Here is a 12,607-nt window from a genome sequence, read left to right as displayed (position 1 = left end):
CCAGCACTGCCCCACCCAGCACTGCCCCACCCAGCGCTGCCTGAACCAGCGCGGCGTGAATCAGCGCTGCGCGAACGCGACCGGTGCGCCGATGTGCGGGCGGGCCTCCGCGCGAGCCTAGGCTGGGTGCGTGCACGGAAAAGCCCTTCGCCTCAGTCTCGCGGTGCTGGGTGGTCTCGCCCTGGCCGCCTCGTTCCCCGACCTCGGCTGGTGGCCGCTGGCCTACGTCGCCCTGGGCGTGCTGTGGCTGAGCCTCGCGCGAGCGAACGCGTGGGGCGGGTTCTTCTACGGATGGGCGTTCGGCACCGCGTTCATGCTCCCGCACGTGTGGTGGGCGCACGAGGCGGTGGGCCCGATCCCGTGGGTCGCGCTGTCCGTCGCCTCCGGCGCCTTCTACGGCCTCTTCGGGGCCGGCTGGGTTCACGTTCACCGCTCCGGCATCACACGCGCCAACCCGTGGATCGGCGTGCTGGCCTTCGCACTGCTGTGGACCGGCATGGAGGGCCTGAGGTCCATGGTGCCGTTCGGCGGCTTCCCCTGGGGCCGGGTCGCGTTCTCTCAACTCGACTCCACGGTCTCCAATCTCGCGTGGATCGGCGGCGCGCCACTCACGACCTTCGCGGCCGCGCTGGCGGGCGCGCTGCTGGGCGCCGCGGCCGAGTCGATGCTCAAGCGCCGGCTCCTCGTCGCGGTCGCGGCCCCGCTGGCCGCCGTCGTGGTGGTGGGCAGCGGGCTGTTCGTGCCGCTGGACGGCCAGGCGACCACCGGCACGCTGCGCGTGGGGGTGGTGCAGGGCAACGTGCCGAACGCGGGCCTCGACGCGTTCGCCCAGGCCCGGGAGGTGACGCGCAATCACCGGGACGGCACGCTGGCTCTGATGGAGGACGACCCGGGCACCCTTGACCTGCTGCTGTGGCCGGAGAACTCCTCGGACTACGACCCGCGCACCGACGAGGAGTCGAGTGCGCTCGTCACCGAGGCGGCGCAGGCCGCAGGGGCGCCACTGCTGCTGGGCACCAACGACTACTCGCCGCCCGAGGGCCGCTACAACTCGATGCTGCTGTGGTCGACGGAAGGCGCCGTGATGGATTCGTACAACAAGCAGCGGCCCGCGCCGTTCGCCGAGTACATCCCCATCCGCGACATCGCCCGCAAGTTCTCGCCTGAGGTCGACCGCGTGCGGCACGACGTGCTCGCGGGCGAGAACTCGGCGACGATCGACCTGCCCGTGACCGAGCTGGGGCGCACCGTGACGCTCGGCGCCGTGATCTGCTTCGAGGTGGCCTACGACCGGATCGTCGCGGACGCCGTCGCGGACGGCGCCGAGGTGCTCCTGGTGCCCACCAACAACGCCTCATTCGGCGAGACAGCCGAGTCCACTCAACAGCTCGCGATGTCGCGCCTGCGGGCGATCGAGACTGGGCGCGCCACCGTGCAGGCGTCCACCGTCGGCGTGAGCGCGATCATCGACCCCCGAGGACGCATCCTTGAGGAGACCGGCCTGTTCACCGCCGAGCAGATGCACGCGGAGCTGCCGCTGCGCGACGGCATCACCCCGGCCGTGCGGTTCCGGCTGATCTGGGCGTGGGCGCCGCTGCTGGGCGCGCTCGCCCTGGTCGGCACCGCGATCACGCGGAGGCTGGGTCAGAGGTACGAATGGTGACCACGCTCGTCATCATCCCCACCTTCAACGAGCGCGAGTCCCTGCCACTGCAGGTCGACGGCGTGCGCCGCGAACGGCCGGACGTGGACATCCTCGTGGTCGACGACGCCTCACCGGACGGCACGGGGGAGTGGGCGGCGTCCCGCGCACTTGAGGACCCCCAGATGCACGTGCTCCACCGGCCGGGCAAGCAGGGCCTGGGGGCCGCGTATCGCGCGGGCTTCGCCTGGGGCCTCGAGCGCGGCTACGACGTGCTCGTGGAGATGGACGCGGACGGCTCCCATCGGGCCGAGGACTTGGCCCGCGTGCTGGACGCGCCGGGGGAGTGGGACCTCGCCATCGGATCACGCTGGGTGCCCGGCGGAGCCGTCGAGAACTGGCCCGCGCATCGGCGCCTGCTGTCCACCGGTGCGAACACCTACGTTCGATGGATGCTCGCGATCCCCGTACGCGACGCGACGGCCGGATTCCGGGCGTACCGCGCATCGGCCCTGCGGGCGCTGGACCTGGAGGCCGTCGAGTCCCAGGGCTACTGCTTCCAGGTCGACATGGCGTGGCGCGTGATCCGGTCCGGGGGCGCCGTGGTCGAGGTGCCCATCGTGTTCGTCGAGCGGGAGCACGGAGCGTCGAAGATGTCGGGGGAGATCATTCGCGAGGCACTCGTGAAGGTGACCGTGTGGGGAATGAAAGAACGCGCGGCGCATGTGCGCCGCGCGTTCTCCAAGTAGAGGTCTCGGGGCTGGAATCAGCCGATGCGGCCCGCCCGCAGGAGTTCGAGGCGCTCGTCGAGCAGCTCTTCGAGCTCGGGGATCGAGCGGCGCTCGAGCAGCATGTCCCAGTGGCTGCGCGCCACCTTCTGGTCCTTGACCTCGGAGCGGTCTCCGTCGCGCAGGAGTGCGAGTGCGCCGCAGTGGCACTCCCACGACAGCGGCACATCCGCCTCAGTCGAGAAGGGGAATGTCAGAATATGCCCGTTCGGGCAGTCGTAGTGAACGTCTTTCCGGTCCGCGAGTTCCGCGTTCGCCGGAGTCTCCATGCTCTGGGTTCCCAGACGCATTCCACGCAATGCTCGATCAGCCATGTCAGCCTCCCTCTCGTCGCAGACTGGGGTGGTGCCTGCGAGGATGGAACGTCCCTGTCACCGACGATGTTCCCGCCTTTGCCTTACCAGTGGTGAGAAGGCCGGTCCTGGATGGTGGCGGTCCGTCAGCTGGACGTGGTCGAGGGTTCCCGACGGTTGAGCTCCGAGGCCGGGACGTGGAACCAGCGCCGCCCTAGCCACAGCGACACGTAGACCAGTCCCACGAGCACGGGGACCTCGATGAGGGGGCCCACCACTCCCGCGAGCGCCTCTCCGGAGGCCGCGCCGAAGGTGCCGATGGATACGGCGATGGCCAGCTCGAAGTTGTTGCCGGCAGCGGTGAACGCGAGGGTCGTCGACCGGGCGTAGCCAAGTCCGAGCCCGCGGCCAAGCGCTAGCCCTACGAACCACATGACGGCGAAGTACACCAGCAGCGGTAGTGCTATGCGGACCACATCGAACGGGTTCGAGGTGACGGCTTCGCCCTGCAGCGCGAACAGCAGCACGATCGTGAACAGCAAGCCGTACAGCGCCCATGGCCCCACGGCGGGAACGAAGTTCGTCTCGTACCAGTCGCGCCCGCGGGTGCGCTCGCCGATCATGCGGGATGCAAAGCCGGCCACCAGTGGCACGCCGAGGAAGATCAGCACATTGACGGCGATCTCACCCATCGACACGTCCAGGCCCTGGGTATCGAGGCCCAGCCACCCGGGCAGTACCGCGAGGTAGAACCATCCGAGCACCGAGAACGCAACGACCTGGAAGACCGAGTTGATGGCCACGAGCACGGCGGCTGCCTCGCGATCCCCACACGCGAGGTCGTTCCAGATGACTACCATCGCGATGCACCGGGCGAGCCCCACGATGATCAGGCCGGTGCGGAACTCCGGCAGGTCGGGCAGGAAGATCCATGCGAGCGCGAACATCAGCGCCGGCCCGGCGATCCAGTTCAGCACCAGCGAGGACGCCAGCAGGCGCTTGTCGCCCGTGACAGCAGCGACCTTGTCGTAACGAACCTTGGCCAGCACCGGGTACATCATCACCAGCAGACCCAACGCGATCGGCAGCGAGATGCCGCCGATCTCCATGCGCGCGAGCAACTCACCTACCGCAGGCACCATGCGACCGAGCAGCAGTCCCGCGACCATCGCCACGCCGATCCACAGCGGCAGCAATCGGTCGAGCGAGGACAGCCGTGCCGGCCTGACCTCGAGTGTGGTCATGCGCCCAACTCGGCGAGCAGCGCCTCGACGCGGCCGCGGATGTCATCACGGATCGGCCGCACGGCCTCCACTCCCTGGCCGGCCGGGTCCTCGAGCTTCCAGTCCTCGTACCTCTTGCCCGGGTAGTACGGGCATGCGTCGCCGCAGCCCATGGTGATGACCGCATCGGACGCCTCGACCGCCTCAGGGGTGAGGACCTTGGGCTGCTCGGCACGGATGTCGATGCCCTCCTCGAGCATGGCCTCGACGGCAGCGGGGTTGATCTGGTCCGCGGGCATCGAGCCGGCGGAGCGCACCTCGACGCGGCCCTGGCTGAGGTGGGTCATGTATCCGGCGGCCATCTGCGACCGGCCGGCGTTGTGGACGCACACGAAGATGACGGAGGGCTTGCTTTCGCTCATGGGTCCAGGCTGTCGCACCCATAGATGGAAGTCAATATCGACAGATGTCGATGAGGTGAACTATCGTCGGGACCATGACAGTAGGGGAGAACCTGCTCGCCGACGGGGTGTGCATGCCCGGCACCGAGCTGACCGTGCCGACGGAGGATCTGGGGCCGCTCGCCGCCAAGGTGAAGGTGCTGGGGGACCCCACCCGCATGCGGATCGTGCAGATCCTGGCGGCCAACGGGTCGGTGTGCGCGTGCGACCTCGAGGGGCCGTTGGGGCTCAGCCAACCCACCGTGTCGCATCACCTTCGCCAGCTGACGGACGCGGGCCTCACCGTCCGCGACAAGCGCGGCACCTGGGCCTTCTTCCGATTGGCCGATGCGGAGGTCGCGGGCCTCGCGGCCGCGATCGGGGGGCTCGCGGCGCGTCCCTAGGCGGGCACAGTGTCCCGAAGCCAGCGCAGCGCCTCGGGCAGCGCCTGAACCGCCGACACGTGGCCGTCGCCCCCTCGCTTCCACAACTGGGCGCCGATCCGCTCGGCGACCCATGTCCCGTGGCTCACGGGAGCGATTCGATCCTCCGTGCCGTGGATGACGAGGGTGGCTGCCCCGATGGCGTCAAGGTCCACGTCCCAGTCGCGCACATAGGACAGGTCGTCGTCGATCGCGCCGTCGAGGTCGTCAGCCGTGAATGCTCCCGCGATGTCGCCCAGCCAGCTCCAGGGGCCGTCGAGCGCCTCGAGGTCCCGTGCGTTGAACTCCGGGTCGTAGCCGTCGTGCTCGGCCAGGCGGCGCGCCTCTTCGCCGTGCTCGGCCGCGCTGAGCACGTGCCGGCCCGAGGCGATCATGTCGGCATACCAATCGAGGCCGTCGGCGCTTCGCGGCGCCAGTCCCGCGACGACGATCGCCCCGACCACGCGAGGGTCGGCCGCGGCGCAGGCCAGCGCGTGCGGACCGCCGCCCGAATAGCCCATGACGGCGTAGCGAGTGATGCCCAGAGCATCGGCGATGTCGGCCACGTCTGCTGCCGCGTGACCGATGAGGCGACCGGCGAGGCGGTCGGAGCCGCCGTAGCCCGGGCGGTCGTGGCCGATCAAGCGCAGTCCGAGCTGATCGGCGAGCGCGAGCAGCGGCTGCGGCGGCAGTCCCAGGCCCGGCGTGCCGTGATGCCAGAACAGCGTCAGCGGCGAGTCGGATCCGAAGCTGCCGGCGTCGCGCACGCACAGTCGCCGGCCGTCCGAGGCCGTCACGATGCGAGTGCCGTCGCCCATGATCGGAGCCTAGCCACCTTGAAGGGTGCGTGCCGGGGGAGCGGGGCGCGCGGCACGCCGGTGATAGCATAGTTGAATGTTCAAGTATGAGCGCTAGGCGTGCGGCGGTCACAGAGCCGCTGCGCAGACGTAGCCGCCGAAGGGACCCGAAGTGAACTCCGACGACAGACTCGCACGTGACACCGGCATGGGTGCGGTCACGCTCAAAGTCAACGACCTCGACGCGATGATCGCGTATTACCGTGACGGCGTGCTGCTGGACGTGATCGCGGAGTCGGACGGAGCGGCGATCCTGGGGCGTCACGGCGTGCCGGTGGTGATCCTGGAGCACGCGCCCGATCTGCCGTGGGCCAGGCCAGGCTCGGCAGGGCTCTTTCACACGGCGATCGTGTTCGACACCCGCGCGGAACTCGCACGATCGCTGTATTCGATCGCGCGTCGCTACCCGGGCACCTACACGGGCAGCGCGGACCATCTGGTCAGTCTGGCGTTCTACATGACTGATCCTGAAGGCAACGGCGTCGAGCTGTACTGGGATCGGGATCGCACCACGTGGTCGTGGACACACGGCCGCGTCGAGATGGCAGTACTGAGCCTGGACCCGCAAGAGTTCCTGAACGAGCATCTGGTGCCCGATACGGCCGATGCGCGCGACGGCTTGGCCAAGGCACACGTGGGCCACGTGCACCTGTCCGTGGGCGACGTGGAGTCGGCTCGCGCTTTCTATGTCAACCAACTGGGTTTCGACGCCACAGCGGAACTCTCCGGCTCGGCGTTGTTCGTGTCGGCTGGCGGATATCACCACCACATGGCCATGAATGTCTGGGGCTCGCGTGGCGCGGGCCTGCGGGCACCGGCGTTGGGTCTGGGCTTGGTGCGCATCGACGTGCCGACGGCCGATGCGCTTGACGAGGCTTCAGAGAGGCTGCGGCACTACGGAGTGGGGCTGGCCGACGACGGGCGCACCGTGTCGTTCGATGACCCGTGGGCCAACCGAATCGAGCTGTCGGTCAGCGGCTGATCCGGTTCCGGTGCCGACGTACTGCCTAACGCCGATAATGCACATTATGTCAGTTAGGTGTGGGGAGGGTTCCGCGCGGGGTCATCGTTCCGGGGCCGTGCCTGCCGATGCGGTCCCCTGCAACGAGGCCGGCAATCCTGCGCCTGCGGAGACCAGGGCGTCACGGTCCGAGCCGAACGCCACCGCAACCGTTGACTCAACCCAATCGAGGCGCAGCCACACGGCGGCACCCGAAGGAAACTCCCTGAGGAGGAGTTCGCCTGGATTCGAGCCGTCGAGGCTCGTTCCGACTATCGGAAGGTTCAGGCTCTCTTGATCCGGTCCAAGTCGCACGACCTCCAGTTCGCTCTCCCTCTGGTCGATCTCGAGCTCCGGACTGGCACCACTCGCGATCCACCCGTGTTCACCGGTACGAGGCTGATACAGACTGCGAGGAATTGCCGCAGAGGACTCCAGGCCTGGGTCGGACACCGTCCCCGGACCATTCGGTGCCGACCAAGACACCAGTGCGAATCCGAGACGGACAGTCTCATGGTCACTGCTGCTCCCCCATCATTGGCGTGGTCGAGACACTCCCCTGTCCTGGCTCTGAAGTCGACTGCTGTCTGCTCACGAGCGCGGCATGGTCGCAGGGCGGTAGGGCAAAGCCACCATTCACAGTGGTGCGGCGTCGCCTCAGCGGACACCCACGCGTTCACTCGCGAATGGCCGGAACTTCGTCGGTGCGCATTGACGGGTCCACAGCGCCCCCATGACGCACACATACCTGGACGAATGGGGGCGCAAACCGAAGTGCCACGACTTTTCACTGCCGTCACCGTGGGCGCGGCCGTTGCTGCGAGGCTGGTCGCGGGCGTGAGCATCGCTTCGCAATCACAGCGCATATGTTCTGAGGCACCGCTCCCCCGTCGTGAGCTCGTGCGCGTAGGGCTGGCATCGACCCAGGCCGCGACGTGTCGTGGCGCGGCGCTGTCGTGCGCAGCCTCGTTGGCACGGTCGCGTAGTACGCGGTCCTGTTTTTCCCAGTGCAGTGCGCGCGGCGCCACCGATCGCCGTGTCGCGCGACGGCTGCGAGCCTGAGTCCGGGGCCCGCGGCGGTCGCCATAGGCGGCCGTCGCCCCTGATAATCGCGGCAGGGTGGAGTCGACACGCACCGGCGCTGCCCGGAACCGTGTCCGATGCGCGAGCACCGAGTCGAGTGCCGCGTCGAGCGACGGGCCGCCACTTACGCGCATGAACGGCAGCAAACGACCGCGCCGTGCCTGACTTTTGATTGGGGATCATCGCAAGTATGGTTGAGTTCTCTCAAGGTGAGTCTTCGGCCAACAGACGTCCGAACACTCGCCACGGGACGACATGATGGCCACAGAGTTTTGAAGGACTTGCCACCACGTGGCAGAGACCAAACCGGGAGTGTAACGATGCACCAATCCGATGGCGGAGCCAGCGAATCTGGCATGCCTGACCCCACGGCAACCCCCACGCCGAACCCCCTCCGGAAGTCGACGGGTCGCGTGGGCCTGTGGATGGTGGGGGCTCGCGGATCGGTCGCCACCACAGCGACCCTCGGCCTCGCAGCGATCGCGGGCGGACACACGGCGCCCACGGGCTGCGTCACCGCCAGCGAACCGTTCACAGAGGCGGCGCTGCCCGGCTTCGACGAGATCGTCGTCGGAGGTCACGATGTCACCGACGTGTCGATGGTCGCACGTGCCGAGACGTTGGTCAGGGACGGGATGGTCGCGCCGCAGCTCATGGAGGCAGCGCGGGAGGCGATCTCCCGCGCCGACGCGCAGGTGCGTCCCGGCTACACGACGATGATGCCGGCGGGAATGCCGGCGGAATCGCAGCAGGCCGCGGCGGAACGGCTCGCGCACGACATCACGAGCTTCCGTGATGCCCACGAGTTGGACCACGTGGTGGTGGTGGACCTCACCTCCACCGAGGCGGTGCCCGAGGCCGCGCCCGAGTTCTTTGATGCCCCCGCCCTGCGCGAGGCGCTTGCGGATCCGTCGCGGGCAGTGCTGCCCCCCAGCTCGGTGACCGCCTACGCTGCGATCCTCGCCGGATCCCCGTACGCGTGCTTCACCCCCTCGGCGGGGATGAACCTGCCGGTGCTGATGGAATGGGCCACGGAGGCGGGCATCCCCGTCGCCGGTCAGGACGGCAAGACCGGTCAGACGTGGCTGCGCACCATCCTCGCCCCCGCCTTCGCGGCGCGTGGGTTGAAGGTCCTCTCATGGGCCGGCGCGAACCTGCTTGGCGGCGGCGACGGCGCGACGCTGGCCGACCCCGTGGCGGTGCAGAGCAAGCTGGCATCCAAGACTCGGGGCCTGCAGTCGCTGACCGGCAGCGAGGTCACGCCGCTGCACATCGACAACGTCCCGGACCTCGGCAACACCAAGGTGGCCTGGGATCACGTGCACGTGGAAGGGTTCCTCGGCTCGCGGCTGACGTTGCAGACCACCTGGTCCGCATACGACTCCATGCTCGCCGCTCCCCTGGTGCTCGACCTTGCCCGGCTGCTGTCCCTCGCCGGAGGCGCCGGCCACGCTGGTCCCGTCGCCGCCCTCGGGTTCTTCTTCAAGGACCCGTGGAGCAGCGACACTCACGACTTCGCCGGGCAGACACGCGAGCTCACTGAGTGGGTCGAGGAGGCCTCTCAGCTCGTGAATTCGAACGCCCACCACTCGTGAGCGGCGCAGACACCGCACTGCACGACCACCTGGAGCTCGTCCGCGCGCCTGCGGTGCTGTCAGTGCTCGGCGACACCCTCGTGGGTCGAGCCGCAAGTGGAAGGCCGGTGACGTGGCGCACCGCGATGATGCCCCTCGCGTCCGCGTGCCTGTACGCGGGCGGGATGGCGCTCAACGACTACGCCGACCGTGAGCTCGACGCGCGCGAACGGCCCGAACGACCCATTCCCTCCGGGCGCATCACGGCCCGTCACGCTCTGGCCGTCGCCACCGGCCTCACGGGAGCCGGCCTCGCCATTGCGGCCGCGGCCGGCGGCGCGCGTGCGCTCGCCGTGGCGGTGCCGCTCGCCGGTTGCATCTGGGCCTACGACACCGTGGCCAAGGAGCATCCCAGCGGACCCGTCGTGATGGCCGCATGCCGCGGCCTCGATGTGCTCATGGGCGCCGGCGTCGGTCATCTGCGATCCGCGCTGCCACCTGCAGCGGGCATCGCCGCGCACACCGCCGCCATCACCATGGTGTCCCGAGGCGAGGTGCACGGCACGACTGTCGCGACGGCGGCGACGGCGAGCACCGTGACCGCCGGTGGCGCCGTCGCTCTGCTCGCGGGCGCCGTGCGGCGCCCCGCGCGACAGGCGACGACGACCGCACTCGCCAGCGCCGCGTACGTGTGGACGTGCCTGCCAGACCAGGTAGCCGCCGCGCGCGAGCCCACCGGCCCCCGCGCCCGCACCGCAACACGCCAGGGCGTCCGTGCCATGGTGCCGTTGCAGGCCGCGTGGGCTGCGCGTGCCGGCAGCGTCGGCAGCGCCGTGTTCCTGGCGGGCGTCGAGATCGCGGGGCGCGTGCTGCGCAGCCGGTCCAAGCGGAAGGTCAGTGAGACGTGACCCCCCGACCCTTCGCCTTGGGCTACGGCACGAACGGCTTCACGGATCACCCCCTCGAGGATGCCCTGGACGTTCTGGAGAACGAGGGCTACGACGCGGTCGCGCTCACGCTTGGATTCCCCCACCTCGATCCATTCGGCCCCGACTGGGCAACGCACGCCGCGCAGCTTCGCCAGCGCTTGGAGGGCATGCGCGGCGGCACCGGCATGGCGGTGGTGATCGAGACCGGCACCCGATTCCTGCTGGATCCGTACCGCAAGCACCGGCCGACGCTGGTCGACGTCGACGCGCAGGCCCGCATGGCATACATGGAGCGAGCGATCGAGATCGCAGCCGTGCTGAAGGCACGGTGCGTGTCGTTCTTCTCCGGAGTGCTGCCCGAGGGCGTGAGCCCGGACCACGGCCGCGCACTGCTCCTGGAGCGGCTGCCGCTGCTCGTCGAGCATGCACGCGCGCACGACGTCGCGCTGAGTCTCGAGCCTGAGCCCGGAATGCTCGTGGAGACCGTGAGCGACGCGCTCGACGTCCTGTCCTCCCTCGGCACACCGCCCGAACTCGGCATCACCGTCGATGTCGGTCACTGCCTCGTCGTCGAGCCCGAAGGCGTGGTCGGCGCCCTGCGGGCCGCCGCCGACCACCTCATGAACGTCCAGCTCGACGACATGCCGCACACCCACCACGAGCATCGCCCGTTCGGCGAGGGCGAGATCGACCTGCCATTGGTGATGCGCACACTCGCCGAGATCGACTACCGGGCGGTGGCGGCCGTGGAACTGCCACGCCACTCGTACGACGCGCCTGGACTGGCGCGCCGCAGCATGGGCGCCCTGCGCCAGGCATGGGATGACAGAGAACCTCGGGAGGGCCAAGCATGAGCGACAACGCAAGCGGCGACCAGTGGCTGGCACAAGCACAGCAAGACGTCCGGAGCGACCCGACCACCGTGACCCGCGCGTTCGCCCTGGCAGGCAGGAAGGTCGGCCGCGGCCCCGTCCAGCCCGAATCTGATCCGCTGGGCGTGGTGCATGGCGGGATCGAGGACGCGGCTCGGGCGCGACTCGTTCTCGCCCTGGTCGAGACGTCCGGCGACCGGGCCGCGCCGGTGCTGGATGACCTCTACCGACTGGGCGACAGCGCCGAGCGCCGCGGAGTGCTGCGGGGACTGGACGCCGTCGTGGACCACGGCGCCGAGATGCCGAAGGACGTGGCGAAGGTCGGCGTGGACCTGGTGGCCGAAGCCCTGCGCGCCAACGAGGAGGCCCTCGTGGCGGCCGCCGTGGGGCCGTTCGCCGCCGCGCACCTCGACCAGCACACGTGGCGACATGCAGTGCTGAAGCTGGTGTTCATGGGCGTGAGCTTGGACGCCGTCGCCCAGCTCGACGAACGACGGGACTCCGAAGTGGCGAGAATGGCGCGGGACTTTGCCTCCGAACGCCGCGCCGCGGGAAGACCGGTACCCGAGGACGTATCCCGTCTCACCAGCGAAAGGAGCGCATGATGCGCATCTTTGACCCACACATCCACATGACCAGCCGCACCACGAACGACTATGAGGCCATGTACGCCGCCGGCGTGCGCGCGCTCGTGGAGCCCGCGTTCTGGCTCGGACAGCCCCGCACCAACGTCGGCTCGTTCCTCGACTACTTCGACAGCCTCGTGGGATGGGAGCGGTTCCGTGCCGCTCAGTTCGGCATTCGCCACCACGCGACGATCGCCCTGAACCCCAAGGAGGCGAACGATCCTCGCTGCCGAGAGGTTCTGAGTGAGATTCCTCGCTATCTTCTCAAGGACGGAGTGGTCGCGGTGGGCGAGGTCGGCTACGACTCGATGACCCCCGAAGAGGACGAGGTCTTCGCACAGCAGATGCAGATGGCGCTCGACGCCGAGCTGCCCGTGCTGGTCCACACCCCGCACCGAGACAAGCTGGCGGGCACCCGCCGCACCCTGGATGTGGTGCGAGAGTCCGGTGTCCCCGCGGAGATGGTGCTCGTCGACCACCTCAACGAGACCAACGTGGAGCTGGTGCTCGAATCTGGTGCCTGGGCAGGGTTCTCCATCTATCCCGACACCAAGATGGATCCCGACCGCATGGTGTCGATCCTGTCCGAGTACGGACTCGACCGCATGATCGTCAACTCCGCCGCCGACTGGGGCCGATCCGACCCCTTGAAGACCTTGGCGGCGGGCAAGGCGATGCTGGCCGCCGGGTTCAGTGAGGACGACGTCGATCGCGTGCTGTGGCGCAATCCGGTCGAGTTCTACGCCCAGTCGAACAATCTCATTCTCGACCCGGTCCCGGGCTTTCAGCCGGGCGAACCACCGGCGGCGGGCGTCGAGTTCGAGGGCTCATCAGTGCTCCGCGGCCCGCGAAAGTAGG

The 12,607-nt window shown here is 69.0% G+C and carries 13 protein-coding genes; 9 read left to right on the top strand and 4 right to left on the bottom strand.

The features are described 5' to 3' along the window. Positions 1-130 precede the first annotated feature (130 nt). Positions 131-1,663 carry an apolipoprotein N-acyltransferase gene (gene lnt / locus ACNI14_RS09000; RefSeq protein ID WP_420519664.1) on the top strand — a complete coding sequence of 511 codons (1,533 nt, stop codon included), beginning with the start codon at positions 131-133 and terminating at the stop codon, positions 1,661-1,663. Continuing rightward, positions 1,657-2,391 carry a polyprenol monophosphomannose synthase gene (locus tag ACNI14_RS08995; protein ID WP_420519663.1) on the top strand — a complete coding sequence of 245 codons (735 nt, stop codon included), beginning with the start codon at positions 1,657-1,659 and terminating at the stop codon, positions 2,389-2,391. The genes lnt and ACNI14_RS08995 overlap by 7 nt, the downstream gene beginning before the upstream one ends. A 17-nt stretch (positions 2,392-2,408) precedes the next feature. Here the strand turns inward: ACNI14_RS08995 and ACNI14_RS08990 are convergent, their stop codons facing one another. The 3 genes from ACNI14_RS08990 to ACNI14_RS08980 form a co-directional block, all read right to left on the bottom strand. Continuing rightward, positions 2,409-2,744, bottom strand: coding sequence for an RNA polymerase-binding protein RbpA (locus tag ACNI14_RS08990; RefSeq protein ID WP_419391923.1), 336 nt, complete (start codon positions 2,742-2,744; stop codon positions 2,409-2,411). A 125-nt stretch (positions 2,745-2,869) separates the two neighbouring features. Beyond that, complete coding sequence (arsB, locus tag ACNI14_RS08985) at positions 2,870-3,967, bottom strand: ACR3 family arsenite efflux transporter (protein ID WP_420519662.1); 1,098 nt, start codon at positions 3,965-3,967, stop codon at positions 2,870-2,872. Beyond that, positions 3,964-4,368 (bottom strand): arsenate reductase ArsC, encoded by a 405-nt coding sequence (locus ACNI14_RS08980; protein ID WP_420519661.1) that lies wholly within the window; start codon positions 4,366-4,368, stop codon positions 3,964-3,966. Before ACNI14_RS08980 ends, arsB begins: the two co-directional genes overlap by 4 nt. 74 nt (positions 4,369-4,442) lie before the next feature. Between ACNI14_RS08980 and ACNI14_RS08975 the strand changes: the two genes are divergently transcribed. After that, positions 4,443-4,790 (top strand): ArsR/SmtB family transcription factor, encoded by a 348-nt coding sequence (locus tag ACNI14_RS08975; RefSeq protein WP_420519660.1) that lies wholly within the window; start codon positions 4,443-4,445, stop codon positions 4,788-4,790. Here ACNI14_RS08975 and ACNI14_RS08970 read toward each other — a convergent pair. Next, positions 4,787-5,626, bottom strand: a complete 840-nt coding sequence (locus tag ACNI14_RS08970) for an alpha/beta fold hydrolase (protein ID WP_420519659.1) — start codon at positions 5,624-5,626, stop codon at positions 4,787-4,789. The two genes, ACNI14_RS08975 and ACNI14_RS08970, sit on opposite strands and share 4 nt — an antisense overlap. A gap of 187 nt (positions 5,627-5,813) precedes the next feature. Here ACNI14_RS08970 and ACNI14_RS08965 point away from each other — a divergent pair, with 187 nt between their 5' ends. From ACNI14_RS08965 to ACNI14_RS08940, 6 genes are all read left to right on the top strand, one after another. Beyond that, positions 5,814-6,647: a VOC family protein gene (locus ACNI14_RS08965; protein ID WP_420519857.1), complete on the top strand. Its 834-nt coding sequence runs from the start codon at positions 5,814-5,816 to the stop codon at positions 6,645-6,647. A 1,457-nt stretch (positions 6,648-8,104) separates the two neighbouring features. After that, positions 8,105-9,343 (top strand): inositol-3-phosphate synthase, encoded by a 1,239-nt coding sequence (locus ACNI14_RS08960; RefSeq protein WP_420519658.1) that lies wholly within the window; start codon positions 8,105-8,107, stop codon positions 9,341-9,343. Further along, positions 9,340-10,230: an SCO3242 family prenyltransferase gene (locus ACNI14_RS08955; protein WP_420519657.1), complete on the top strand. Its 891-nt coding sequence runs from the start codon at positions 9,340-9,342 to the stop codon at positions 10,228-10,230. The genes ACNI14_RS08960 and ACNI14_RS08955 overlap by 4 nt, the downstream gene beginning before the upstream one ends. Further along, complete coding sequence (locus ACNI14_RS08950; protein WP_420519656.1) at positions 10,227-11,105, top strand: sugar phosphate isomerase/epimerase family protein; 879 nt, start codon at positions 10,227-10,229, stop codon at positions 11,103-11,105. The genes ACNI14_RS08955 and ACNI14_RS08950 overlap by 4 nt, the downstream gene beginning before the upstream one ends. After that, entirely contained in the window at positions 11,102-11,728 is a 627-nt protein-coding gene (locus ACNI14_RS08945) for an EboA domain-containing protein (RefSeq protein ID WP_420519655.1), read from the top strand. Before ACNI14_RS08950 ends, ACNI14_RS08945 begins: the two co-directional genes overlap by 4 nt. After that, complete coding sequence (locus ACNI14_RS08940; RefSeq protein WP_420519654.1) at positions 11,728-12,606, top strand: TatD family hydrolase; 879 nt, start codon at positions 11,728-11,730, stop codon at positions 12,604-12,606. The genes ACNI14_RS08945 and ACNI14_RS08940 overlap by 1 nt, the downstream gene beginning before the upstream one ends. Position 12,607: the final 1 nt, after the last annotated feature.

Source organism: Demequina pilifera, from assembly GCF_048814985.1.
GTDB lineage: Bacteria > Actinomycetota > Actinomycetes > Actinomycetales > Demequinaceae > Demequina.
The sequence above is the reverse complement of the archived record's forward strand: the minus strand, read 5'-3'. Positions and strand labels throughout refer to the sequence as shown.

Coding starts and splice junctions, on each gene's coding strand:
- ACNI14_RS08995 (WP_420519663.1), top strand. CDS start 1,657: ATGGTGACCACGCTCGTCATCATCCCCACCTTCAACGAGCGCGAGTCC.
- ACNI14_RS08990 (WP_419391923.1), bottom strand. CDS start 2,744: ATGGCTGATCGAGCATTGCGTGGAATGCGTCTGGGAACCCAGAGCATG.
- arsB (WP_420519662.1), bottom strand. CDS start 3,967: ATGACCACACTCGAGGTCAGGCCGGCACGGCTGTCCTCGCTCGACCGA.
- ACNI14_RS08980 (WP_420519661.1), bottom strand. CDS start 4,368: ATGAGCGAAAGCAAGCCCTCCGTCATCTTCGTGTGCGTCCACAACGCC.
- ACNI14_RS08975 (WP_420519660.1), top strand. CDS start 4,443: ATGACAGTAGGGGAGAACCTGCTCGCCGACGGGGTGTGCATGCCCGGC.
- ACNI14_RS08970 (WP_420519659.1), bottom strand. CDS start 5,626: ATGGGCGACGGCACTCGCATCGTGACGGCCTCGGACGGCCGGCGACTG.
- ACNI14_RS08965 (WP_420519857.1), top strand. CDS start 5,814: ATGGGTGCGGTCACGCTCAAAGTCAACGACCTCGACGCGATGATCGCG.
- ACNI14_RS08960 (WP_420519658.1), top strand. CDS start 8,105: ATGCCTGACCCCACGGCAACCCCCACGCCGAACCCCCTCCGGAAGTCG.
- ACNI14_RS08945 (WP_420519655.1), top strand. CDS start 11,102: ATGAGCGACAACGCAAGCGGCGACCAGTGGCTGGCACAAGCACAGCAA.
- ACNI14_RS08940 (WP_420519654.1), top strand. CDS start 11,728: ATGCGCATCTTTGACCCACACATCCACATGACCAGCCGCACCACGAAC.